Below are 23105 nucleotides of genomic sequence, written 5' to 3'. Positions count from 1 at the left end.
GGATCAGGCCCGCGCGACCTTGGCGATCGCGTCGAGCAGGCCGTTGACGAAGCCCGATTCGCGCTTTTCGTAGAAAGCGTGGGCGACATCGACATATTCGCTGATGACCGCGCCGACCGGCACGTCATGGCGCGCGATCAGCTCATAGGTCCCGGCGCGCAGGATCGCCTTCATCGGCTTGTCGAGCCGGTTCAGCGTCCAGCCCTTGGCCAGCTTGCCCTCGATCATCACATCGATCTCGCCCAGGCGCGCCTGCACGCCCTTCACGACATCGTCGAAGAAATCGATATCGGCATCGGCATATTCGACATCCTCGATGGTCGCGCCGATGCGGTGATTGTGGAATTCGTGGAGCAGCGCCGCCAGCGGGGTCTGTTCCATGTCATGCTGATAAAGCGCCTGAACGGCGGCAAGGCGCGCGGCGGCGCGCGCCTGGGTACGGGCGGGAGGACGAGTCATTGGCGGGCCTTTACCGGGCTGTCGTCAATCCGTCACGTATTTTGGGACGGGTTTCGGGACAGAGGGGTGGGGAGTGGCCTTCGACTTCGCTCAGGCTGAACGGCGGTTGGGAAACTGGGCGGGATACCAAAACCCGTTCAGCCTGAGCGAAGTCGAAGGCCAAGGGATGCCAGACGTCACAATTCCCAACGAAAATACACCACACGCTCGGTCTCGACGAATCCCAGTGCCCGGTGCATCGCATGGCTGTCGACATTTTCCAGCTCGGCATCGGAGGCGAACTCCGAACATCCCTGCGCCCGACCCCAGTCCGCCACCGCCGCGACCAGCGCCCCGGCCACACCCCGCCGCCGATGGTCGGGATCGACGAACAAGCCCTCCAGAAACAGCACCGGCGACGTGTCGCAGCCATTCACATAATCATGCCGGACCGCCGCCTCGGCAAAGCCGATCACCCGGCCATCTGCGAGCGCGACGAAATTCCCGCCGCCCTCGGGCAAATCCGTTGAATTGCCCGCCTCATCCCCCCAGAGGGTTGCCCGCAGCGCCAGCCATCGCTCCCGATGCTCCGGCGCGGCGGGCGTGACGATCATCGGTTGAGCCGCAGCCGCAGCGCCACCGACTTGGCATGCGCCGGAAGCCCTTCGGCATGGGCCAGCGCCACCGTGGCGGGGCCGAGTTCGTTCAGCGCCGTTTCGGTCAGGCCCAGGAAGCTCGTCCGCTTCATGAAGTCCAGCACCGACAGCCCGCTGGCGAAACGCGCGCGGCGGCCGGTCGGCAGGACGTGATTCGGCCCCGCGACATAATCGCCGATCGCTTCTGGCGTGTGGCGGCCCAGGAACACCGATCCGGCATGACGCAGCCGGTCGAACAGCGCCTGCGGATCGTCGACCGCGAGTTCCAGATGCTCGGGCGCGAGCCGGTCGACCAGCGGCATGGCGGCCTCGAGCGAGTCGACCACGATGATCGCGCCGTTCGCATCCCAGGCGGTACGCGCGACGCTGGCGGTGGCCAGTTCGGGAATCTGGCGGTCGACGGCCTCGGCGACTCGCGTGGCGAAGTCGGCATCGTCGGTGAACAGGATCGACTGGGTGACCGTGTCGTGCTCGGCCTGGCTCAGCAGGTCGGCGGCGATCCAGTCAGGGTCGTTCCGGCCGTCCGCGACGACGACGATCTCGGAGGGGCCTGCCACCATGTCGATGCCGACCATGCCGTAGACCTGGCGCTTGGCCTCCGCGACCCAGGCATTGCCGGGGCCGGTGACGACATCGACCCGCTGGATTCTCCCTGCGCCGTAAGCCAGCGCGCCCACGGCCTGTGCGCCGCCGACCCGCCATACCTCGTCCACCCCCGCCAGATGCGCGGCGGCGAGGACTAGATGGTTGATCTCACCCTTGGGCGTCGGGGTGACCATGACCAGCCGCTCGACCCCCGCCACCTTGGCGGGGATCGCGTTCATCAACAGCGAGGAGGGATAGGCCGCGCGACCGCCGGGGACGTAGATTCCCGCCGCATCCACCGCCGTCCAGCGCGCGCCCAGCCGGACGCCTTGCGCATCGACATAATCGGTGTCGGTCGGCTTCTGCTTTTCGTGATAGGCGCGGATGCGTGCGGCGGCGAGATCGAGCGCCGCGCGCAGTTCGGGCTCCAGCGCCTCATAGGCCGCTCGGCAGTCCGCCGGTTCGATTCGCCAGCCGGTCTCGGCCAGATCATGCCCGTCGAACTGCCTGGTGAAGGCCGCCACCGCCGCCTCGCCATCGTCGCGCACCGCGCGCAGGATCACCTGCACGTCGCGCGCGACATCGGCATCGCTCTCGCGCCGGGCGTCGACCAGCTCGTCGAAGGCGGCGGCGAAGCCCGGTTCTTGTGTATCGAGACGGATCATGCGGCTTCCTTCTCGGCCACGGCGCGGCGGAACGCCTCGACCAGCGGCACGACTTGCGCCCGCGTCTTCATCGCGGCACGATTGACGACCAGGCGCGAGGTGACCTCCTCGATCACCTCGACCTCGACCAGTCCGTTTTCCTTGAGCGTGCGGCCCGACGACACCAGATCGACGATGCGCGGCGCCAAGCCCAGCGTCGGGGCCAGCTCCATTGCGCCGTTCAGCTTGACGCACTCGGCCTGCACGCCCCTTGCGGCGAAATGGCGGCTGGTGATGTGTGGATATTTGGTCGCGACACGGACATGGCTCCACCCACGCGGATCGTCGCTCTCCGCCATCGCGGCAGGCTCGGCGACCGAGATGCGGCAATGGCCGATCTTTAGGTCGACGGGCGCGTACAGCTCGGAATAGCCGAATTCGGACAGCACGTCGGAGCCGACGATCCCCAGCTGCGCCGCGCCATGCGCGACGAAGGTGGCGACGTCGAAGGCGCGGACGCGGATCAGCTCGATGCCGGGGACATCGGTGGCGAAGCGCAGTGCGCGGCTGTCCTTGTCGGTGAAGGCGGCTTCGGGCCGGATGCCGGCGGCGGCCAGCAGCGGCAGCGCCTCGGCCAGGATGCGTCCCTTGGGGACGGCGATGATGAGCGGCTGGACCATGAGGATCGGGGGCTTAACCACCCCGGTGGGGGATCGCAATTCTTATCCTCCCCGCATCGGGGAGGGGGACCACCGCGAAGCGGTGGTGGAGGGGGGGATCGCCGCAAGATATGTCTTCTGTGGCAATCCCCCTCCGTCAGGCCTGCGGCCTGCCACCTCCCCGTGCCGGGGAGGAATGGGGATTTACACCTTCGCGGCGTAGATCATCCGGCCGGGGCCGAGATTGGCGAACACGCGGTCCAGTTCGTTCTCGCCGACCGCGAAGCAACCCTGGCTGCGCCCCAGCATCCCGTGGCTGCGGATCATGTCGCGATTGGCATACCAGGCCGAGTGGATCACGATCGCGCGGCCCAGCGCATTGTCGTTGGTGGGGTCCAGCCCGACCAGACGCTGCGACCGGCCATGCTTGCCGACATAATAATTGTCGGTCAGGAAGGCACCCTCGCTGCTGGCGTTCGAATTGAACGCGTTGGAAAAGCGCTGGACATAGCCGCTGTGCGACGGGTCCGATCCGCTGCCGTGCGAGACGAGCAGCGATTGGCTCTTGCCGCTGATCAGATCGACCAGATGGAGGCGCGGTTCGGACGAGCCGACCGCGAAATCGACGATCGCCATCCGGTCACGCTGGCGAACCTGCGAACCATGCTTCTGCAGCGACGCCATCGCCTGACGCAGCAGCGCCGGGCGGACGACCCGCGACGAGGCCAGGATCGCCTGCGGCACCGCCGGAACGGTCGGACGGCTCGGGATCGGCGGCTGGCGCATCGGGCGCAGATCGCCCGAGGTCAGCCTTTCCCGAGCGCTCACAGCCCCCGGAACCGCCAGTGCCCCGGCCAGCACCAGCGCGTTCTTCAACAGCGCGCGCCGACCCGGCGCCGCGTCCAGATTATCGTGCATTTTGGTCCTTCAACCCCAGAATTCCCGCAAACCCTATGTAGCAAAGGTCAGGCCATTTTTCTGCCCATCGGCCCATCGGTTGATCGCTTGGTTCCATCGATTCAGCGAAAGTTCCGCCGCAGCGCAAAAAATTTCGCTTGGCACAAATTGTCGCTTGACGGGTTTAAGATTTTGTGAACTCGCCAAGGAAAAGGGATATGAAGGCTTTCGCTTTTGCCGCCTTGCTGGGCGCTACGACGCTGGGTCTGGCTGTGCCGGTACTAGCCGAGGAAGGCCCGGCCACTGCGACCGTGGCCCAGGCTGCTGCCGCTCTTGCCCCCAACCGATTCGTCTGGGCCGACCCCTCGATGGCACAGGCCGATCCGATCGCGCTGCCGGTGACGGTGGTCATCAGCCTGCCGATGCAGCGCGCCTATGTTTATCGCGGCGACATGATGGTTGCGGCGGCGTCGGTGTCGACCGGCAAGGACGGCAAGGACACCCCCGTCGGCGTCTTCCCGATCCTGCAGAAGCGTGAGATGCATCGCAGCAACCTGTATAATTCGGCCCCCATGCCGTTCATGCAGCGGCTGACTTGGGACGGCGTCGCGCTTCATGCGGGCAACAATCCGGGTTTCCCGGATTCGCATGGTTGCATCCGGCTTCCTGCGGCCTTCGCCAAGAAGCTGTTTTCGATAACCTCGGTGGGGACGAATGTGATCGTCACCGACCAGATGGTCGGGGATCATTTCGATCCGATGCTGTTGGAGACCGAGGCGAGCCAGGCGAATCAGGCGCAGCTGGCGTCGCTGGAGCGGTAACGGATTCCCGTGCGCTTCGACTTCGCTCAGCGTGAACGGGGTTTCGTATCAAGTTCCGTTCAGCCTGAGCGAAGTCGAAGGCTACGCGAAGACCTAGGCCACCAATCCCAACGCCCGAAGCTGCGGCCGCACCGTCGCTTCGTCGGTGAAGTGCAGCGCATAAATGCCCAGCGCCGCGGCCGCATCGATATTCGCACGATTGTCGTCGATGAACACCGCCTGCCCCGGCTCCAGCCCGAATCGGGCGAGCGCGAGGCGGTAGATGGCGGGATCGGGCTTCACGAGCTTTTCGTCGCCCGACACCACGATGTCGCGGAAACGGTCGAACAGCGCCGATTCGCGCGCGCGGAAGGGCGGCCAGAATTCGTGGCTGAAGTTCGGGATCGCGAACAAGGGCACGCCGCCCGCGTCCAGTTCGGCGACGAGTTCGTGCATCCCGGCAATGGGATCGCCGATGCTCTCGCCGAAGCGCGGACCCCAGGCGGCGATCAATTCCCGGTGTTGCGGGTACAGCGCGATCAGCTCCGCCGAGGTGTCGGCGAAGTCGCGGCCCGCATCATGCTGGAAATGCCACTCGGTGGTGACGACATCGCGCACAAATGCATCGAGCGCCCGATCGTCTGCGATCAGGCGCCGATACAGGATCCGGGGATCCCAGTCGTAAAGCACACGACCGACGTCGAAGATGACGGAGGTCGGCCGATCGGCGCGCGTCACGGACTGTTCGCCCGTCACGTTCGATTCGATCGGCATCAGGGCTGATTAGCCCTGGCGCGCCTTGAAACGACGGTTGGTCTTGTTGATGACATAGGTGCGGCCGCGACGGCGGATCACGCGGTTGTCCCGGTGACGATCCTTGAGCGACTTCAGGGAATTGCGGATCTTCATGATCGATTCGCTTCTTTTGAACTGGAGGGTGATCTGGAAAGCGTCGCCGCCTAGTGGCAACCGGCACTTAAGTCAAGGTTCCGGCATGACGGATGGGTCATGATCGCCGCGCCCTCTTCCGCCGCCGGATCATCCCCCATATGTCATGCGTTGCCCATCCGTAACATCTCTCAAGGTCTTCAACGCATGAAAGCCCGCTCGCTCCTGATCCTCGCGGCCGCCGCCGGAACGCTGGCCGCCTGTTCCACCACGGGCGGGCGTCTGCCCCCGACCGAGGTGATCCGCTATCACCTGGGTCAGCCGATCGCGCGCGGGACCATCCGCGTCGAGCCGCTGTCGGCCACCGGCCCGGCCAGCATCGAGTTCAAGACCTATGCCGCCGCGGTCGAGACCGCGCTGCTGCGCAACGGCTATTCGCTGGCGCAGGGGGATACGCAGCCCGACTTCATCGCGACCGTGAACTTCACCCGCGCCAACCGGCTGGGTCCGCCGCGTCCCTCGCCCTTCTCGATCGGTCTGGGGGGCGGCAGCTTCTCCGGCGGTCGTGGCGGCGGCGTGGGGCTGGGCGGGGGGCTGAGCTTCCCGATCGGCAAGAGCCAGCCGCAGGAGATCATCGGTACCGAATTGTCGGTCCAGATCAAGCGTCGCGTCGACCAGTCGCCCATCTGGGAAGGCAGCGCGCGAAACATCGCGCCGGTCCAGGCGCTGGCCAAGCTCGACGCGCAGGCGCAGGCCGCCAAGCTCGCCGATGCGCTGTTCACCAAATTCCCCGGCGAATCAGGCCGCACGATCGAGGTGAAGTAAGGCGATGACGCTGACCATCAACGCGTCGTTCGACGGCGGCAATATCCGCGTCGTGGCGATCGAGGGCGACCGGGTCGACCTGGAAATCGTCAAGGACAAGGATTCCGACTTCTACCAATGGTTCTATTTCCGGGTCGGCGGGGCGAAGGGGCGGACGCTGACCTTCCGCATCCTGAACGGCGCGGATTCGGCCTTTCCCGATGGCTGGACCAATTATCACGTCCGCGCCTCGACCGACCGGCAGGATTGGCGGATGACGCCGACCACCTATGCCGACGGCGTGCTGGAATGGCAGTGGACGGGCGAGTCGGACCTCGCCTGGTTCGCCTATTTCGAGCCGTACACGATGGAGCGGCACAGCGACCTGATCGCACGAATCGCCGCAAAGGGTGTCCATCACGAAGAGATCGGCCGGACGCTGGATGGCCAGCCGATCGACTATCTGCGCCTTGGCTCCGGCCCCAAGCAGGTGTGGCTCTATGCCCGCCAGCATCCGGGCGAATCGATGGCCGAATGGTGGATGGAGGGCGCGCTCGACTGGCTGACCAGCCCGGCGGCCGAGCCGCTGCTGGCGGCGGCGACGGTCCATGTCGTGCCCAATATGAACCCCGATGGCACGCGGCGCGGACACCTGCGCACCAATGCGGCGGGGGTGAACCTCAACCGCGAATGGCATGAGCCGACGCCCGAGCGCAGCCCGGAAGTGCTGTGTGTGCGCAATCGCATGGACCAGACCGGCGTCGACTTCGCGATCGACGCGCATGGCGACGAGGCGATTCCGGCGAACTTCATCGCCGGGTTCGAGGGCATTCCCAGCTGGACCGAGGAACACGGCGCCAAATTCTACGCATTCGGCCGCCGCCTCGCCGCGCACACGCCCGATTTCCAGACCCAGATGGGCTATGAGAAGTCGAGCGCGGGCAACGCCAATCTCTCCATGTCGACCAACCAGCTCGCCGAGCGGTTCGGTGCGGTGTCGGTGACGTTGGAGATGCCGTTCAAGGATCATGCGCCGAATCCGGACCGCGTCCATGGCTGGTCTGGCGCGCGTTCGGCGAAGCTGGGCGTGTCGTGCCTGGAAGTGCTGTCGGAGATGATCGGGGAAATTTGATCGGTTGGCGGGGAGGCCCTTGGTGGGGGGCTTCCCTTGGCCCTATACTTCGCTCAGGCTGAACGGGGGTTGGGATATTTGGCCGCTATTCCCTCGCGCCGTTCAGCCTGAGCGAAGTCGAAGGCCACGCCCGGCGCTACCGCCGCACTCCTTCGGCCGCCAGATAACGGTCCAGTTCCGCCAATACCCGCTCCAGTCCGGCGCTATCCCAGGCTTCGGCGCGCACGGTCAGCGCGGCCTGGGTGTTTGACGCGCGCAGCAACCACCAGCCATCCGCCGTCCGCACCCGGACGCCATCGGTGTCGTTCACCTCCGCCCCGTCGCGGGCCAGCGCCGCCGCCACGCGGGCAACGATGGCGAACTTGTCTGCCTCCGCCACCGTGATCCGCGTTTCGGGAATATCGATCATCGCGGGCATCGCGCCGCGCAGCTCGGTCATCGAGCGGCCCGCCAGATGCACGCTGCGGATCAGGCGAATCGCGGCATAATGGGCATCGTCGAAGCCATACCATTCGCCCGCGAAGAACAGATGGCCCGACATCTCGCCGCCCAGCGGTGCCCCCGTCTCGGCCATCTTGGTCTTCATCAGGCTGTGCCCGGTCTTCCACATCACCGGCCGTCCGCCCAGGCCTTCGACATGGTCGAACAGCGCCTGGCTGGCCTTCACGTCCGCCACGATCGGTGCGCCCGGATGCTCGGCCAGCGCAGGCCCCGCCAGCAGCATCAATATCTGGTCGCCCCAGATCACCCGGCCCTGTCCGTCGACCGCACCGATCCGGTCGCCGTCGCCATCGAAAGCGAATCCGAAATCGAGGCGTCTGTCCGCCACCAGTCGCTTCAGCGCGTCTAGATTGGCCTCGACCGTCGGATCGGGGTGATGATGCGGGAAATGACCATCCACATCGGTGAACAGCGTATGATGCTCACCCGGCAGGCGCTGGACCAGCTTTTCGATGACGGGGCCGGACGCGCCCGAACCACAGTCCCAGCCGATCCGGTATTCGCCGCCCGCATAACCGGCCAGCAGCCTGTCGACATAGGCGTCGAGGACGTCGACCTGTTCGACGGTCCCCGCGCCCTCGGTCCAGTCGCGCGCCGCCGCCATGCGCGCCAGATCCTGGACATCCTCGCCGAAAAAGGGGCGATGGCGCAGCACCATCTTGAAGCCGTTGTCGTCGCGGGGGTTGTGGCTGCCCGTTACCTGTACGGCGCCGTCCACCCCTAGGGTCGCCTCCGCGAAATAGACCATCGGCGTGGGGCCGAGGCCGATGCGCACGACGTCGACGCCGCTGTCGGTCAGCCCCTCGACCAGCGCGGCCTCCAGCATCGGCGAGCTGAGCCGCCCGTCGCGCCCGACCACGACGCGGGTGCCGCCCGCGCGCCGCACGCGCGTCGCAAAGCCGCGCCCGACGGCATAGGCCGCGCCTTCGTCCAGTGTCTCGGGCACCGTGCCGCGCACGTCATATTCGCGGCAGGCGCTGGGGTGGATCGCCGCCGCCCGCTCGGCCCCCGGATCAGGCATCACGGCGCGCCAGCAACAGGTCGCGCGCGGCGTTCACCCGCCGCGTCAGGTCGGCCGAGCCGCCGCGATCGGGATGGACCTGCCCGATCAGGCGGCGATGCGCCTGGCGAATCGCCTCGACGTCCGCGCCCGGCGGCAGGTCGAGGATCGCCAGCGCGTCCGCCTCGTCCCGTGGCAGCCGGGGCGCGGGTTTCGGCCTGGCCGGGCGTGGCATATAGCGCCACACCAGCCAGATGACCGCCAGCGCGATCAGCCATTTCATGCGGCGGCGTCTGTCTCGTTCGCGCCCGCCGCGACCGTTTCGGCTCCCGCGTCCGCACCCCCTTCGGGCAGTTGCAGCGCGGCCATCATCTCGCGCAGTTCCTGCCGCGCGGCGACATGGCCCAGCCCCATCGCGCCGAACTCCTTGGCGTCGATCATGGTCAGGCCGTTGGGGAACATTTCGCGATAGATGACGCGCTCGCCAAGGCCCGGAATGACGCGGAAGCCAACCCGGCGCGACAGATCGCCCAAGGCATCCGACACCCGGCGCATGTTGCGCGCCTCGATATGCTGAAGCCGGTTGCGCAACACGACCCAGTCGATGGTGGTGCCGTCGGCCCGCGCCCGCTGCTTGCGCGCGTCCCAGATCAGTTCCGAATAGAAGCTGGGGCGCGTCACCTGGAACGTCTCCGGGTCCACCTGTCCGATCAGGTCGAAGTCGACAAAGCTGTCGTTCATCGGCGTGACCAGCGTGTTGGACAAGGCCGCCGCCGTCCGCGCGAAATGATCGTCGCGGCCCGGCGTGTCGACGATCAGGAAGTCGGCATCCTGCGACAGGCCGAACCACAGCTCCTCGAATCCCTCCTCGGTCTGGCTGGTATGAGTCGCATGGACCGGCATGGGCAGCTTGTGCCCGGTGCGCTTGATCGTGTCGGCCCGGTTGTCGAGATAGCGGCCCACCGTCCGCTGGCGATGATCCAGATCGAGGCACGCCACGCGTGCGCCCTTGGCGGCCAGCGCGATCGCCACATGAACCGCCGTCGTCGATTTGCCCGTGCCACCTTTTTCATTGGCAAAGACGATGACGTGCGTTGAAGATAGCCGTTCCGGCAACTCGTCGCTTCCTTATTGATCCCCGTTGCCACCCTACATAGAAGCCCTCGGCGTGGGGAACGAGGGGTAAAATCAGTGCAAGTCATTCGGGATCGCGAAGCCTTGGTCGAGGCGCTCGCCGCTTTGCGTGCCGAGGGTGCGCGCGTGGCGCTGGTGCCGACCATGGGCGCGCTCCATGCCGGGCATATCGCACTTGTCGAAGCGGCGAAGCGGCCGGGCACCAAGGTCGTGGCGTCGATCTTCGTCAACCCGAAGCAGTTCGGCGCGGGCGAGGATCTGGGCCGTTATCCCCGGCGCGAGCAATCCGACATCCGGATGCTGACCGAGGCGGGCTGCGACCTGCTGTGGATGCCGGGCGTCGAGGTGATGTATCCGGATGGGCATGCGACCTCGATCCGCGTCGATGGCGTCAGCGAGGGGCTGGAGGGGGCATCGCGCCCCGGCCATTTCGACGGCGTCGCCACCGTCGTCGCCAAGCTGTTCAACCAGGTCGGCCCCGATGCCGCCTATTTCGGCGAGAAGGATTTCCAGCAGCTGGCGGTGATCCGCCGCATGGTCGCCGATCTCGACTTCCCCATCGACGTGGTCGGCGTGCCCACGCAGCGCGACGATGACGGCCTGGCCCTGTCGTCGCGCAACATCTATCTCGACGAGGAACAGCGGGCCAAGGCGGTCGCGCTGCCGCGCGCGCTGGGCGTTGCGGCGCGCGCGATCGGGCGGGGCGAGGAAACAGCGACCGTTTTGGCCGATGCCCGCGCGACCCTGACCGCCGCCGGGTTCGAGGTCGATTATGTCGAGCTGGTCGACGCGGTAACACTTTCACTCGATTGCACCGTCGAACGCCCGCGCCGTCTGGTGGCCGCCGCACGCATGGGATCGACCAGACTGATCGATAATATCGCTGTCACCGACCCGTCATGAGTTAACCAATTTGTGACCGTTATGGCCATAGACCCAGAGTCGGACGCAGAGGCGTCCGAACAGAGGGGCAGGATATGGCCAATAGCAGCAAATCCGCACAATTCCTGATGGAAAGCCGGTTCGCCGACCAGGTGGCGACCGACGATGGTGCGACGATGTACGACCTGGGGGTCGCCTATTCGACCGGGTCCGCGGGCAGGCGCCTGAACCTGGTCGAGGCGCATAAGTGGTTTAACCTGGCGGCGGTCGCGGGCTTCCTGCCCGCACAGATCGCGCGGGCCGAAGTGGCCAGCGACATGACCGCACGCGAGATCGCCGAAGCGCAGCGTCAGGCCCGCGCTTTCCTCCACGGCAACATGCCGCAGATGCGCGCGGCCTGACGTCACGTTAAGATGGCACGACCATTTGTGGTCGTGACGATGGACGGTGTCGAAGCGTGAAGCAAAAGGGTGTGAATGACGGCACGGTGACGATCAGCTTTTGGCGTCTTGTCGTTCACTTGGGGGTAGCCATAGCCGTCGGCCTGTCCGTGACGATCATGCTCGAACGCTATGCCAATTTGCCGCACGGGATGGTGGCCGATGATTCCCATGGCCGATCGCTGGCCGGGATCGTCGGATTGGGCTTTGGACTGCTTGCGCGTCGTGGTTTCGACAAGCTCTTGCCTTTGGCGGAGCGGAGCAGATCTTGAGCAAGGCGATAGTGATCGGAGGCCGGGCGCCTTCGGTGTGTCGCCACTTTATGTTTAAGTCGGAAAGCGATGGTAGATGCGGGTTGACCCCGCCGACCGCCGCGCGCTGATCCGCCCGAACGGGGCGGGCCGGGATCAGCTCACGGGATCAGGTTCGACTCAGGCTTCGCTCGTCTTCTTCGCCACAGCTTTCTTGGCCGGAGCCTTTTTGGCTGGCGCTTTCTTTTCCGCCGTCTTCTTGTCCGCCGCCGCCTTGGCGGGTGCCTTCTTGGCTGCGGCCTTCTTCGCCGGTTTCTTGCGCGCCGGAGCGGCCGCCGCCCGCGCGTCGATCAGTTGCGCGGCTTCCTCCAGCGTCAGCTGGTCCTTGTCGACCGTCTTGGGGATGGTCGCATTCGTCTCGCCATCGGTGACGTAAGCGCCGTAGCGGCCTTCCATCAGCTTGATCTCCGCCTCGGTGCGCGGATGCTTGCCCAGCACCTTGAGCGGTTCGCGTGACGCGGTGCCGCGCGCGGCGCGTCCGCCGCCCGCCGCCGCCTCGGCCAGCTTGACCACGGCGGCGTTCATGCCCGTCTCGAACACATCGGCGGTCGAGGTCAGGCGTGCGTATTTGCCGCTATGCGCCAGATAGGGGCCATAGCGCCCGATCGAGGCGGTGATCGGCTCGCCCGTTTCCGGGTGGTTGCCGATGGTGCGCGGCAGGCTGAGCAACTTCAATGCCCATTCCAGGTCGAGATCGACATCCTTGGGGATCGAAGCGCGCTTGGCGTCCTTGCCCTCGCCCAGCTGGATATAGGGGCCGAACCGTCCCGACTTGCGCTCGACGGGAAGGCCGGTCTCGGGGTCCTGACCTAAGGTTTCGGGGCCGCTATCCTCGCCCGCGCCCTCGCCGCCCTGGGCGAATCGGCGGGTATATTTGCACTCGGGGTAATTGGAGCATGCGATGAACGCGCCGAACCGGCCGCCGCGCAGCGCCAGCTTGCCCTCGCCGCAATTGGGGCAGAGACGCGGATCCGACCCGTCCGCCTTTTCGGGGAAGAGATAGGGCGCGAGGAACTGGTCCAGTTCGGCGGTGATCGCCGAGGGCTGCTGCTCCATCACTTCCGAGGTGCGCGGCTTGAAGTCGCGCCAGAAGGCATCGAGCACGGCCTGCCACTGGGCGCGGCCGCCGGACACGTCGTCCAGCTCCTCTTCCAGCTCGGCGGTATAGTCGTAGCCGACATATTTCTCGAAGAAGCGTTCCAGGAACGCCGTCACCAGCCGCCCGCTCTCCTCGGCGAAGAAGCGGTTTTTCTCGACGCGGACATAGGCCCGGTCCTTCAGCGTCTTGATGATCGAGGCATAGGTCGACGGACGCCCGATGCCGAGTTCCTCCATCCGCTTGACCAGCGAGGCTTCGGAGAAGCGCGGCGGCGGCTGGGTGAAGTGCTGCTCGGCCTTCACCTCCTTCTTGGCAGGCGCATCGCCCTCGCGCAGGCGGGGGAGGCGGCGGGCTTCCTCGTCCTGGCTGTCGTCCTGGCCTTCTTCATAGAGCGCCAGATAGCCGGGGAAGAGCACGACCTGGCCGGTCGCACGCAGGACATGGCGGCCGGTGCCGTCGGCCATGTCGATGGTGGTCCGCTCCATCCGCGCCGAAGCCATTTGGCTCGCCAGCGCGCGCTTCCAGATCAGGTCGTAGAGGCGGCCATGATCACCCGACCCTGCGCGGTCGCGGGAAAAGTCGGTCGGCCGGATCGCCTCGTGCGCTTCCTGCGCGTTCTTGGCCTTGGACTGGTACATGCGCGGCTTGTCGGGGACGTAAGAACCGTCATAGCGGTCGGCCACGGCCTTGCGCGCCGCCGAGATGGCCGATCCGTCCATCTGGACGCCGTCCGTACGCATGTAGGTGATCGCGCCGTCCTCATAGAGCTGCTGCGCGATCCGCATCGTGTGATCGGCGGAGAAGCCCAGCTTGCGCGCGGCCTCCTGTTGCAGGGTCGAGGTGGTGAAGGGCGGCGGCGGGTTGCGCGTCGCGGGCTTGGTCTCGACCGACTGGACCTGGAAACGGCCCGCCTCGACATCGGCCTTGGCGCGGGTGGCGTCGCCCTCATTGCCGATCGACAGTCGGTCGAGCTTCTTGCCCTCCCACTGGACCAGGCGCGCCACGAACGGCGTGCCGTCCTGCTCCATATCGGCCGTCACCGACCAATATTCCTGCGGACGGAACGCCTCGATCTCGCGCTCGCGGCTGACGATCAGGCGCAGCGCCACCGACTGGACGCGGCCCGCCGACTTGGCACCGGGCAGCTTGCGCCACAGCACCGGCGACAGGGTGAAGCCGACCAGATAGTCGAGCGCGCGGCGCGCCCGATAGGCGTCGATCAGGTCGGTATCCAGCTCGCGCGGGTTCTGCATCGCGTGCAGGATGGCGGGCTTGGTGATCGCGTTGAACGTCACCCGCTCAACCTTGTCGGGCAGCGCCTTGCGGTTCTTCAGAACCTCCTGCACGTGCCACGAAATCGCCTCGCCCTCGCGATCAGGGTCGGTGGCCAGGATCAATCGGTCGGCCTTCTTGGCCTCGTCGGCGATCGCCTTCAGCTGGCGCGCCTTGTCCGCGTAATTTTCCCACTCCATCGCGAAATTCTGGTCGGGGTCGACCGATCCGTCCTTGGGCGGCAGGTCGCGGACGTGACCATAGCTTGCCAGGACGCGATAGTCCGAACCCAGATATTTCTCGATGGTCTTCGCCTTGGCGGGCGATTCGACGATGACAAGCTGCATGAGTGGTAAAACTACGTCCCTTACGTGTGTACGCGAGGATGGGGAGGGGGCGGGGGGCCGTCAAGCGGGGTTGGTTCGGGTGTGGCGGGCGTCGAGGCGTGGCCTTCGACTGCGCTCAGGCTGAACGGTGCTTGAGTAAAACCACATATTCCTCCAGCCGTTCAGCCTGAGCGAAGTCGAAGGCCACGTTCAAACCTCGCGAATAAAGCGCATGGCTTCGCCCCGATAATGCGGCCGGTCATGCAAGGCATAACCCAGCCGCTCCGCCAGCCTGATCGACCCGAGATTGGCAGGTGAAATGATGCACTGGGTCGAGGACGGCGCATGATGCTCGTCCATCCAACGGTGCGCAGCGCTCGCCGCCTCGAACGCAAAGCCCTTGCCATGCGCGGCGCTGGTGAAGACCCACGCTGCTTCCGGTGGTGAGGGCGTCAGCTTCGGTGTCACCTCACGCCGGAAATCCATGAAGCCCGTCTCTCCGAGATACTGGCCGCTCATCCGGTCGAAGACGGCGAACAGGCCATGGCCGAATACGGACCAATAGCCGATGAAGCGGAGCAGCCGCATCCACGCTTCCTCGCCGGTCATCGGTGCACCGGCATGGCGGACCACCACCGGATCGGCGACCATCGCGGCATAGGCGTCGTAATCCGCGATCCCATAGGGGCGCAAAGTCAGGCGCTCGGTCTGGATCATGCCAGCGCCACCCGGCCGCCCGCATGGCGCTCAAGCCGTCCGGCGAGTTCCAGCTCCAGCAGGATCGTCTGGACGATGGCGGGTGGGCGTCCGCTTTGGCGGATGAGTTCGTCCACCGTCACCGCCACCGGGCCGAGCAGGTCGGTCACGCGCGCACGGTCGGCGTCGCTCGCCTCGTGCGGCGGCGGGGGCGTGTAGCGGCTTTCGGGCGCGCGGACCATGCGGGCGTCGATCGGGCGGATCTGTTCGAGAATATCGGCCGCCGACTGGATCAGCGTCGCGCCCTCGCGGATCAGCATGTTGCACCCTTGCGCTCGCGGGTCGGCGGGGTGTCCGGGGACCGCCATCACCTCGCGCCCCGCCTCGCCCGCCAGCCGCGCGGTGATGAGCGAGCCGGAGCGCGGGGCGGCCTCGACCACCACCGTTCCTTGCGCCAGCCCTGCGATGATCCGGTTGCGCGAGGGGAAGTGGCGGGCGAGCGGCTGGGTCCCCGGCGGCTGCTCGGCGATCAGCAGGCCACGCGTGGCGACCTCCTCCTGCAACCGCGCATTTTCCGGTGGGAAGGCGATGTCGATGCCGCTGGCGATGACGCCGATCGTCCCGCCCTCCAGCGCGCCGATATGCGCGGCGGTATCGATTCCGCGCGCCAGTCCCGAGGTGACGGGCACGCGCTGCGCCGCCAGATCCTGCGCCAGTCCGCGCGCGAAGCGGCACGACGCGGCCGAGGCGTTGCGCGCACCGACCAGCGCCACGCCGCCGCGCCGGGCCAGGGCGATGTCGCCGCGCACGATCAGCGCGGGTGGCGCAGTGTCGAGTTCGGCGAGCAGCGCGGGGTAATCGGCCTCACCCAGCAGGACATGACGCGCGCCCAGTCGCGCAACCGTCTCGATCTCGCGGGCGATCAGCGCCGGATCGGCGGGCTTGGGGGCTTCGCCGCCGCCGCGCCGGGCAAGCTGGGGCAGCGCGTCGAGCGCGGCCTCGGCCTCGCCGAAGCGCGCCATCAACTGCCGCCAGGTAACAGGGCCGATGCCATGCGTCCGCAGCAGCCGGAGCTGCGCGAACCGGGCGTCAGTCACGCTTCTTGCCGATACGCGGTTCAGTCCCGGCCAGCAGCCGCTCGATGTTCGAGCCGTGCTTCCAGATGACGATCAGCGCCAGCGCGATCAGCAGCAGCACCAGGTCGAACCGGCCCAGCACCGCCGCCGCCAGCGGCGCGCTGACCGCCGCCGCCATGCCCGCCACCGCCGAGATGCGGATCGTCGCCAGCAGCCCCAGCCACACGACCGCATAGACCAGCCCCAGCGGCCAGTAGAGCGCGGTGACGACGCCCATCAACGTGGCGACGCCCTTGCCGCCGCGAAACTTCAGCCAGATCGGGAAGCAGTGGCCGACAAACGCCGCGGCGGCCGCCAGCACTTCCTCGCCGGGCAGCCAGTGGCGCACGATCAGGACGGCGGCGACACCCTTTAGCAGGTCCAGGATCAGCGTCGCGGCGGCCAGCCCCTTGCGGCCGGTGCGCAACACGTTGGTCGCGCCGATATTGCCCGATCCGATGCTGCGCAGGTCGCCCGCCCCGGCGGCGCGGGTCAGGATGATTCCGAAGGGAATCGACCCCAGCAGATAGCCGATCAGCAAGGCCCAGGTCGGCGGCCCCCAGATGATTTCGGTCGGCAATAGTCTTCCCCTGTGCTCCGGGACAGACATAGAACATACGCGTTGGCCTGTCCAATCCGGCGCGGCTCTGGTTTCGCACGCGCACGGCGTTTATGAGGCGGGAATGAGCGATGCGCGTCCGATATTGTTCTTCGATTCCGGCGTGGGCGGGCTGTCGATCGCCGGGCCTGCGCGCGCCGTGCTGCCGACCGCGCCCTTCGTCTATGTCGCGGACAGTGCGGGCTTTCCCTATGGCGAGAAGACCGAGGCGGAGATTGCCGGGCGTGTGCCCGCCTTGCTCGGGCGGCTGGCCGAGCGATATCGGCCGCGGCTGATCGTGATCGCCTGCAACACCGCCTCCACCATCGCGCTGCCTGCGGTGCGCGCGGCACTCGATCTGCCGGTGGTCGGCACGGTGCCCGCGATCAAGCCGGCGGCGGCGATGAGCCGGACGCGGACGATCGGCGTGCTGGGTACGCGGGCGACGGTGCGCCAGGCCTATGTCGATGATCTGGCGGCGAAGTTCGCCGGGGATTGCCGGGTGATCCGGCATGGCTCGGCCGAACTGGTCGAGCTGGCCGAGGCGAAGTTGCGCGGCGAGATGCTGGCGCCCGAATCCTTCGCGGCGGTGCTGGACGGGTTGTTCGGGCAGGATGGGGGCGAGCAAATCGACGTGATCGTCAACGCCTGCACCCATTTCCCGCTAGTCGAGGCCGAGCTGGCGGCGGCGGCGCCCCGGCCGGTGGCCTTTGTCGATGGCGGGCCGGGGATCGCACGGCGAATCGCGTTTTTGACGGAGGGACAGGACTGGCCCACCCATCCGGGCGAGGGCGTGGCCGTATTCACGCGACTCGGCGAGCGGGAGCAGGCACTCGCCCCCGGCCTGGCGGCGCGGGGTTTCGCGCGGATCGAGGCGCTGTAAGCCCCAACCTCCGTTCGCACTGAGCGAAGTCGAAGTGCACGGGATGCGGGTGGGGCTAGGCGTTTCCCGTGGGCTTCGACTTCGCTCAGCCTGAACGGAGGTGGGAGGACAAGTGCAAGGTTGGCCCTTGCGAACCAACCGCATCAGGAACCGATCGATCCTTGGGACAATATGTCCACCATGATCGATCACAGTAAGCGCAGTTCCCGACTCGATTCATGCGCGGCTTGCGCCTACATTCGCATCCCATGAGTATCGAGGGCACGGACGTGCGCGTGGATTATTCCCGCGTCTTCACCCAGGCGATCGACCGCCTGCACGCCGAGGGACGTTACCGCGTCTTCATCGACATCCTGCGTAACAAGGGCATGTTCCCCAATGCGCGGTGTTTTGCCGGGCATAACGGGCCGAAGCCGATCACCGTCTGGTGCTCCAACGACTATCTGGCGATGGGCCAGCACCCCAAGGTCATCGCCGCGATGGAGGAAGCGCTCCACGACGTCGGCGCCGGCTCGGGCGGCACGCGCAACATCGGCGGCAACACGCACTATCATGTCGATCTGGAAGGCGAACTGGCCGACCTGCACGGCAAGGAAGCGGCGCTGCTGTTCACCAGCGGATACGTCTCGAACGAGGCGACGCTGGCGACTTTGGCCAAGATCCTGCCGGGCTGCGTGATCTTTTCCGACGAACTGAACCACGCCTCGATGATCGCGGGAATCCGCAACTCGGGCTGCGAGAAGCAGGTCTTCCGCCACAATGACCTTGCGCATCTGGAGGAACTGCTGGCGGCCGCCGATCCGGGCGTGCCCAAGCTGATCGCGTTCGAGAGCGTCTATTCGATGGAGGGCGATGTCGCGCCGATCGCGGCGATCTGCGACCTCGCCGACAAATATAATGCGCTGACCTATCTCGACGAGGTTCATGCGGTCGGCATGTACGGCGCGCGCGGCGGCGGCATTTCGGAGCGCGACGGCGTCGCCCACCGGCTGACCGTGATCGAGGGGACGTTGGGCAAGGCGTTCGGCGTGATGGGCGGCTATATCGCGGCCGACCGGATGATCGTCGACGTCATCCGCTCCTATGCGCCGGGCTTCATCTTCACGACCTCGCTGTCGCCGGTGCTGGTCGCCGGTGTGCTGGCGAGCGTGCGGCACCTCAAGCAAAGCTCGGTCGAGCGCGAGGGGCAGCAGGCCGCCGCCGCCAAGCTGAAGGCGATGATGCGCGAGGCGGGGCTGCCCGTGATGCTGGGCGAGACGCATATCGTGCCGGTGATGGTCGGCGATCCGGTCAAGGCCAAGAAGATCAGCGACATCCTGCTCGCCGAATATGGCGTCTACGTCCAGCCGATCAATTACCCGACCGTGCCGCGCGGCACCGAACGCCTGCGCTTCACCCCCGGCCCCGCGCATGACGAGGCGATGATGGCGGAACTGGTGTTGGCGCTGGTCGAGATCTGGGAGCGGCTGGAGTTGAAGATGGCGGCGTAAGGGGCCACCATTTGGCTTTCCGGCCTCTTCGTTCTTTTCTTCCACCCCGGCGAAGGCCGGGGTCCAGTTGGGGTGAGGCTGGAGGCGTGCGAAACGCCGCCATGCGTCGCATCAATCGCATGGCCACTGGACCCCGGCCTCCGCCGGGGTGGAGTATCTTATGGTAGCACTCAGTCGAGCGTGACCGCGGCGTCGCTGCCCGGCACGGGCAGGGCTTCACCATACCGCACCGTATGGACTTTGCTGTAATCGCCCTCCACCGGCTCGGCATAGACATGGGCGACGCGGCGCACCCCGTCGATCACCCAATAGGTCGGGATGCCTGCTTGGGCGTAGAGCATCCGCTTGAGGCCCATATCGCGACTTTGCGTCGTCTGCGCGATCTCGACGACGAGCAGCACGTCATCCGGCGTCAGGAAGCGATTCTCGGTGATCGGCTGGCGCAGCAGGGCGGCATCGCAAGCCACGACCGTCGAGTCGTCGAGAACGAGCCCACTCTCTGCCCGCACCAGAGCGAGGCCCATTTTCTGGGCGAGGTAAAATACGACACTGGCCTGCACGGCGGCATGGCCACCCATGGGCGGGTCCATCCGTTCCAGTTCCCCGTCGATCAGTTCGACCTTCATGCCCTCGAACGCGCCGCTCTCGACCATGTGCAGGAACTCGGGCATCGTGAAGCGCGCACGGGTGTCCGGGGAAAGGCGAGCCTGCTGGTTCACGGTCGCGATCCTATTGTGACGGCGCCGGGCAGCCTAGCCGCGCCTCACTTCTTGCAATAGCCCTCGCCGGACTTGACCGTCAGGCACTCGGTCTTGCCCGCCAGATATTTCAGCCCCGTCGCATCGCCGTTTGTCGGGCGGAGGACCTCGCGCTTGCCGCCCCGCTCGAACACGATGGTGTCGCCGACCTGCTCACCCCGGAACTCGCCCTTGTGGTCGAGGTCCCACTGCATCTCCATGCGGTATCGGCCGGGCGTCGCGGCGTGCTTGATGTTCAGGAACATGCCCTCCACGCCGACATAACGGCCGACATAATCCGGACCCTTTTTCTTCGGCAGGCCGGTGAAGGTCGATCCGTCCCCGGCCGGACCCGCCGTGGCCGCGGCACTGGGGCTGTTCGTCAGGGACGCCGCGTTCCTCACATCGTCCGGCGTCTCGCGCGAGCAGGCCGTCAGGGCGGATAGGGCGGCGAGGATCAGGATGCGCTTCATGACGCGCAGAACCCTTCAAATGCACCGCACGTTCCGTTGCGCGAAGGGGTAGCCATGGGCTGCGTGCGCGCGTAAAGGCGCGGGCATTCCACTCGACCCTGTCAGGAGCGCCCGTCTTATGCGCATCGCGATCGCATCCGATCATGCCGCCGTCTCGCTCAAGACCGTGCTGGCGGACTGGCTGCGCGGTCAGGGGCATGAGGTGCTGGACCTGGGTACCGACGGGAATGGCAGCGTCGATTATCCCGATTTCGGCCGCGCGGTCGGCGAGGCACTGGCCGATGGTCGCGCCGAGCGCGGCGTGGCGCTGTGCGGATCGGGCATCGGCATCTCGATCGCGGCGAACCGCAACCCCGCCTGCCGCTGCGCGCTGGTGTCCGAGCCGCTGTCGGCCGCGCTGGCCCGCCAGCATAACGACGCCAACGCCATCGCCATGGGGGCGCGCGTCATCGGTGAGGAAATGGCCAAGGCCTGCCTCCAAGCTTTCCTGTCCACCCCGTTCGAGGGCGGACGTCATCAGCGCCGTGTCGACATGCTGTCCACCGCGCCTGCCCAGAATTGAACGCGCAAGGATACCCTCATGAGCACGCTTAACGACGTCCAGCCCGCCGGTTTCTTCACCCGTACGCTCGCCGATGCCGACCCCGCCGTCTTCGCTGGCGTCGCCCACGAGCTGGAACGCGAGCAGACCCAGATCGAGCTGATCGCCTCCGAGAACATCGTCTCCAAGGCGGTGATGGAAGCGCAAGGCTCGGTCTTCACCAACAAATATGCCGAGGGTTATCCGGGCAAGCGCTATTATCAGGGTTGCGCGCCGTCGGACGAGGTCGAGCAGCTGGCGATCGACCGCGCCAAGCAGATCTTCGGCTGCGACTTCGTCAACGTCCAGCCGCATTCGGGGGCTCAGGCGAACGGTGCGGTGATGCTGGCGCTGGCCAAGCCCGGCGACACGATCATGGGCCTGTCGCTCGACGCCGGTGGCCACCTGACCCACGGTGCGAAGGCGGCGCTGTCGGGCAAGTGGTTCAACGCGGTCCAATATGGCGTCGATCCCGAGACGCACCTGATCGACTATGACGAGGTCGCCCGGATCGCGCGCGAGTGCCAGCCCAAGATCATTATCGCGGGCGGCTCGGCCTATCCGCGCGTCATCGACTTCGCCAGGTTCCGCGCGATCGCGGACGAGGTCGGCGCCTATTTCATGGTCGACATGGCGCATTTCGCGGGCATCGTCGCGGGCGGGCTGCATCCGACCCCGTTCGGCCATGCGCATGTCGTGACCACCACCACGCACAAGACGCTGCGCGGTCCGCGCGGCGGCATGATCATGACCAATGACGAAGCGATCGCGAAGAAGATCAACTCGGCGGTCTTCCCCGGTCTTCAGGGCGGTCCGCTGATGCACGTCATCGCCGCCAAGGCGGTCGCGTTCGGCGAGGCGCTGCAGCCGGAGTTCAAGACCTATATCGCGGCGGTGGTCGAGAATGCCCGCGTGCTGGCGGCGACGCTGAAGGCGCGCGGCGCGAATCTGGTCGCGGGCGGCACCGACACGCATCTGGCGCTGGTCGACCTGACCCCGCTGGGCATCACCGGCCGCGACGCCGACGAGGCGCTGGAGCGCGCGGGCATCACCTGCAACAAGAACGGCATCCCCAACGACCCGCTGCCGCCGATGAAGACCAGCGGCATCCGCGTCGGCTCGCCCGCCGGGACCACGCGCGGCTTCGGTCCGGCCGAGTTCGAGCAGATCGGCCATATGGTCGCCGATGTGCTCGATGGCCTGAAGGCCAAGGGCGAACATGGGGACCCAGAGGTCGAGGCGAACGTTCGTGCCCGTGTGCGTGAGCTTTGCGCACGCTTTCCGATCTACCAGGGATAAGGACGTAAACGCATGGCCAAGTTCGACGAGAAGATTTCCGAGGTGCAGAACGACATCAAGTCGACCCCTGGCCTGGGCAAGAGCATGGCGAAGTGGGGCGCGCTCGGTGCCGTCGTCGCGATCCCGGTGCCGTTCGTCGGCCCGATCTTCGGCGCGGCGGCAGGTGCCGGCTACGCCTATTTCAAGGCGAAGAAGAAGATCTGAATGCGCTGCCCCTTTTGTGGCCATGAAGACAGTCAGGTAAAGGACAGCCGCCCCACCGAAGATGGGGCGGCCATCCGCCGCCGCCGCCAATGCGAAGGCTGTGGCGCGCGCTTCACCACGTTCGAGCGGATCCAGTTGCGCGAGCTGTTCGTGTTGAAGAGCGAGGACCGGCGCGAACCGTTCGACCGCGAGAAGCTGCTGCGGTCCATCGCCATCGCCACGCGCAAACGTCCGATCGACCCGGTGCGGGTGGAAAAGCTGGTGTCCGGCATCCAGCGGCAATTGGAAACCAGCGGCGAGGGCGAGGTGTCGTCCAAGCGGATCGGCGAGATGGTGATGGAGGGGCTGAAGGGCTTGGATTCGGTGGCCTATATCCGGTTTGCGAGCGTCTATCGCGAGTTCGGCGAGGCCCGGGATTTCGAGGCTTTTGCCGGGACGGTCGAGGAAGTGGCGCCGCGGGGGGAGTAATTTGGTGGGGGCGGGGCGTGGGCTTCGACTTCGCTCAGCCTGAACGGCTGTTTGTATTGCAGTAAATCCCCCAACCTCCGTTCAGGCTGAGCGA

28 protein-coding genes are annotated in these 23105 nt (G+C 66.6%); 12 read left to right on the top strand and 16 right to left on the bottom strand.

The features are described 5' to 3' along the window. Positions 1-3: 3 nt before the first annotated feature. From nusB to SP5_RS15730, 5 genes are all read right to left on the bottom strand, one after another. The gene (gene nusB, locus SP5_RS15750) at positions 4-459 is read right to left on the bottom strand and encodes a transcription antitermination factor NusB (protein WP_042490521.1); all 456 of its coding nucleotides are present in this window, start codon (positions 457-459) and stop codon (positions 4-6) included. A gap of 176 nt (positions 460-635) precedes the next feature. Further along, positions 636-1052 carry an aminoglycoside 6'-N-acetyltransferase gene (gene aac(6') / locus SP5_RS15745; RefSeq protein ID WP_042490520.1) on the bottom strand — a complete coding sequence of 139 codons (417 nt, stop codon included), beginning with the start codon at positions 1050-1052 and terminating at the stop codon, positions 636-638. Continuing rightward, positions 1049-2344, bottom strand: a complete 1296-nt coding sequence (hisD, locus tag SP5_RS15740; protein ID WP_042490519.1) for a histidinol dehydrogenase — start codon at positions 2342-2344, stop codon at positions 1049-1051. The genes aac(6') and hisD overlap by 4 nt, the downstream gene beginning before the upstream one ends. Continuing rightward, on the bottom strand, positions 2341-3003 hold the full coding sequence (gene hisG, locus SP5_RS15735) for an ATP phosphoribosyltransferase (protein WP_042490518.1): 663 nt from the start codon (positions 3001-3003) through the stop codon (positions 2341-2343). Before hisG ends, hisD begins: the two co-directional genes overlap by 4 nt. Before the next feature lie 183 nt (positions 3004-3186). Further along, positions 3187-3900: a murein L,D-transpeptidase catalytic domain family protein gene (locus tag SP5_RS15730; protein ID WP_042490517.1), complete on the bottom strand. Its 714-nt coding sequence runs from the start codon at positions 3898-3900 to the stop codon at positions 3187-3189. Positions 3901-4097: 197 nt separating this feature from the next. On the opposite strand from SP5_RS15730, the gene SP5_RS15725 reads away from it, so the two are divergent. Beyond that, positions 4098-4700, top strand: coding sequence for a L,D-transpeptidase family protein (locus SP5_RS15725; protein ID WP_052811594.1), 603 nt, complete (start codon positions 4098-4100; stop codon positions 4698-4700). 93 nt (positions 4701-4793) lie between these two features. On the opposite strand, the gene SP5_RS15720 is transcribed toward SP5_RS15725, so the two are convergent. Next, complete coding sequence (locus SP5_RS15720; protein WP_042490516.1) at positions 4794-5453, bottom strand: HAD family hydrolase; 660 nt, start codon at positions 5451-5453, stop codon at positions 4794-4796. A gap of 9 nt (positions 5454-5462) precedes the next feature. Next, on the bottom strand, positions 5463-5588 hold the full coding sequence (gene ykgO / locus SP5_RS15715; protein WP_003046794.1) for a type B 50S ribosomal protein L36: 126 nt from the start codon (positions 5586-5588) through the stop codon (positions 5463-5465). Positions 5589-5774: 186 nt separating this feature from the next. On the opposite strand from ykgO, the gene SP5_RS15710 reads away from it, so the two are divergent. Both SP5_RS15710 and SP5_RS15705 read left to right on the top strand, forming a co-directional pair. Next, entirely contained in the window at positions 5775-6392 is a 618-nt protein-coding gene (locus SP5_RS15710; RefSeq protein ID WP_042490515.1) for a DUF4136 domain-containing protein, read from the top strand. A gap of 4 nt (positions 6393-6396) precedes the next feature. Further along, the gene (locus SP5_RS15705) at positions 6397-7503 is read left to right on the top strand and encodes a M14 family metallopeptidase (protein ID WP_042490514.1); all 1107 of its coding nucleotides are present in this window, start codon (positions 6397-6399) and stop codon (positions 7501-7503) included. A 136-nt stretch (positions 7504-7639) separates the two neighbouring features. Here the strand turns inward: SP5_RS15705 and pgmG are convergent, their stop codons facing one another. From pgmG to SP5_RS15690, 3 genes are read right to left on the bottom strand one after another with little or no spacing between them, the layout of a single operon-like run. Then, complete coding sequence (gene pgmG / locus SP5_RS15700) at positions 7640-9025, bottom strand: phosphoglucomutase/phosphomannomutase PgmG (protein WP_042490513.1); 1386 nt, start codon at positions 9023-9025, stop codon at positions 7640-7642. Next, the gene (locus SP5_RS15695) at positions 9018-9287 is read right to left on the bottom strand and encodes a J domain-containing protein (protein ID WP_042490512.1); all 270 of its coding nucleotides are present in this window, start codon (positions 9285-9287) and stop codon (positions 9018-9020) included. The genes pgmG and SP5_RS15695 overlap by 8 nt, the downstream gene beginning before the upstream one ends. Further along, a complete protein-coding gene (locus tag SP5_RS15690; protein WP_042490511.1) occupies positions 9284-10120 on the bottom strand; it encodes a division plane positioning ATPase MipZ in 837 nt (278 codons plus the stop codon). Before SP5_RS15690 ends, SP5_RS15695 begins: the two co-directional genes overlap by 4 nt. A gap of 75 nt (positions 10121-10195) precedes the next feature. On the opposite strand from SP5_RS15690, the gene panC reads away from it, so the two are divergent. The 3 genes from panC to SP5_RS15675 all read left to right on the top strand — a co-directional run bounded on the left by panC (position 10196) and on the right by SP5_RS15675 (position 11732). Next, a complete protein-coding gene (gene panC / locus SP5_RS15685; RefSeq protein ID WP_042490510.1) occupies positions 10196-11041 on the top strand; it encodes a pantoate--beta-alanine ligase in 846 nt (281 codons plus the stop codon). A 74-nt stretch (positions 11042-11115) separates the two neighbouring features. Continuing rightward, positions 11116-11421: a hypothetical protein gene (locus tag SP5_RS15680; RefSeq protein ID WP_042490509.1), complete on the top strand. Its 306-nt coding sequence runs from the start codon at positions 11116-11118 to the stop codon at positions 11419-11421. A gap of 56 nt (positions 11422-11477) precedes the next feature. After that, on the top strand, positions 11478-11732 hold the full coding sequence (locus SP5_RS15675; RefSeq protein WP_042490508.1) for a hypothetical protein: 255 nt from the start codon (positions 11478-11480) through the stop codon (positions 11730-11732). 159 nt (positions 11733-11891) lie between these two features. On the opposite strand, the gene topA is transcribed toward SP5_RS15675, so the two are convergent. From topA to plsY, 4 genes are all read right to left on the bottom strand, one after another. Beyond that, positions 11892-14489, bottom strand: a complete 2598-nt coding sequence (gene topA, locus SP5_RS15670) for a type I DNA topoisomerase (RefSeq protein WP_042490506.1) — start codon at positions 14487-14489, stop codon at positions 11892-11894. A gap of 189 nt (positions 14490-14678) precedes the next feature. After that, a complete protein-coding gene (locus SP5_RS15665; protein ID WP_042490505.1) occupies positions 14679-15185 on the bottom strand; it encodes a GNAT family N-acetyltransferase in 507 nt (168 codons plus the stop codon). Beyond that, a complete protein-coding gene (gene dprA / locus SP5_RS15660; protein ID WP_042490504.1) occupies positions 15182-16261 on the bottom strand; it encodes a DNA-processing protein DprA in 1080 nt (359 codons plus the stop codon). The genes SP5_RS15665 and dprA overlap by 4 nt, the downstream gene beginning before the upstream one ends. Then, a complete protein-coding gene (plsY, locus tag SP5_RS15655) occupies positions 16254-16859 on the bottom strand; it encodes a glycerol-3-phosphate 1-O-acyltransferase PlsY (protein ID WP_042490503.1) in 606 nt (201 codons plus the stop codon). The genes dprA and plsY overlap by 8 nt, the downstream gene beginning before the upstream one ends. A 103-nt stretch (positions 16860-16962) precedes the next feature. Here plsY and murI point away from each other — a divergent pair, with 103 nt between their 5' ends. Both murI and hemA read left to right on the top strand, forming a co-directional pair. Then, positions 16963-17760 (top strand): glutamate racemase, encoded by a 798-nt coding sequence (gene murI / locus SP5_RS15650; RefSeq protein ID WP_042490501.1) that lies wholly within the window; start codon positions 16963-16965, stop codon positions 17758-17760. Between the two features lie 248 nt (positions 17761-18008). Beyond that, complete coding sequence (gene hemA / locus SP5_RS15645; RefSeq protein ID WP_042490500.1) at positions 18009-19250, top strand: 5-aminolevulinate synthase; 1242 nt, start codon at positions 18009-18011, stop codon at positions 19248-19250. A gap of 170 nt (positions 19251-19420) precedes the next feature. On the opposite strand, the gene SP5_RS18590 is transcribed toward hemA, so the two are convergent. Both SP5_RS18590 and SP5_RS15635 read right to left on the bottom strand, forming a co-directional pair. Beyond that, on the bottom strand, positions 19421-19969 hold the full coding sequence (locus SP5_RS18590; protein WP_157013770.1) for a Uma2 family endonuclease: 549 nt from the start codon (positions 19967-19969) through the stop codon (positions 19421-19423). Positions 19970-20013: 44 nt separating this feature from the next. After that, positions 20014-20460 (bottom strand): hypothetical protein, encoded by a 447-nt coding sequence (locus tag SP5_RS15635; protein WP_042490499.1) that lies wholly within the window; start codon positions 20458-20460, stop codon positions 20014-20016. Between the two features lie 118 nt (positions 20461-20578). Between SP5_RS15635 and rpiB the strand changes: the two genes are divergently transcribed. From rpiB to nrdR, 4 genes are read left to right on the top strand one after another with little or no spacing between them, the layout of a single operon-like run. Then, on the top strand, positions 20579-21022 hold the full coding sequence (gene rpiB, locus SP5_RS15630; protein ID WP_042490497.1) for a ribose 5-phosphate isomerase B: 444 nt from the start codon (positions 20579-20581) through the stop codon (positions 21020-21022). 18 nt (positions 21023-21040) lie between these two features. Beyond that, positions 21041-22339, top strand: coding sequence for a serine hydroxymethyltransferase (gene glyA, locus SP5_RS15625; protein ID WP_042490495.1), 1299 nt, complete (start codon positions 21041-21043; stop codon positions 22337-22339). Positions 22340-22351: 12 nt separating this feature from the next. Beyond that, complete coding sequence (locus SP5_RS15620; protein ID WP_042490494.1) at positions 22352-22543, top strand: hypothetical protein; 192 nt, start codon at positions 22352-22354, stop codon at positions 22541-22543. Beyond that, positions 22544-23011, top strand: coding sequence for a transcriptional regulator NrdR (gene nrdR, locus SP5_RS15615; RefSeq protein WP_042490493.1), 468 nt, complete (start codon positions 22544-22546; stop codon positions 23009-23011). The last annotated feature ends 94 nt before the right edge of the window (positions 23012-23105 follow it).

It is taken from the genome of Sphingomonas parapaucimobilis NBRC 15100 (assembly GCF_000787715.1).
Taxonomy (GTDB): Bacteria; Pseudomonadota; Alphaproteobacteria; order Sphingomonadales; family Sphingomonadaceae; genus Sphingomonas; species Sphingomonas parapaucimobilis.
Note: the sequence above shows the minus strand (reverse complement) of the source record. Positions and strands in the feature narration are given on the sequence as shown.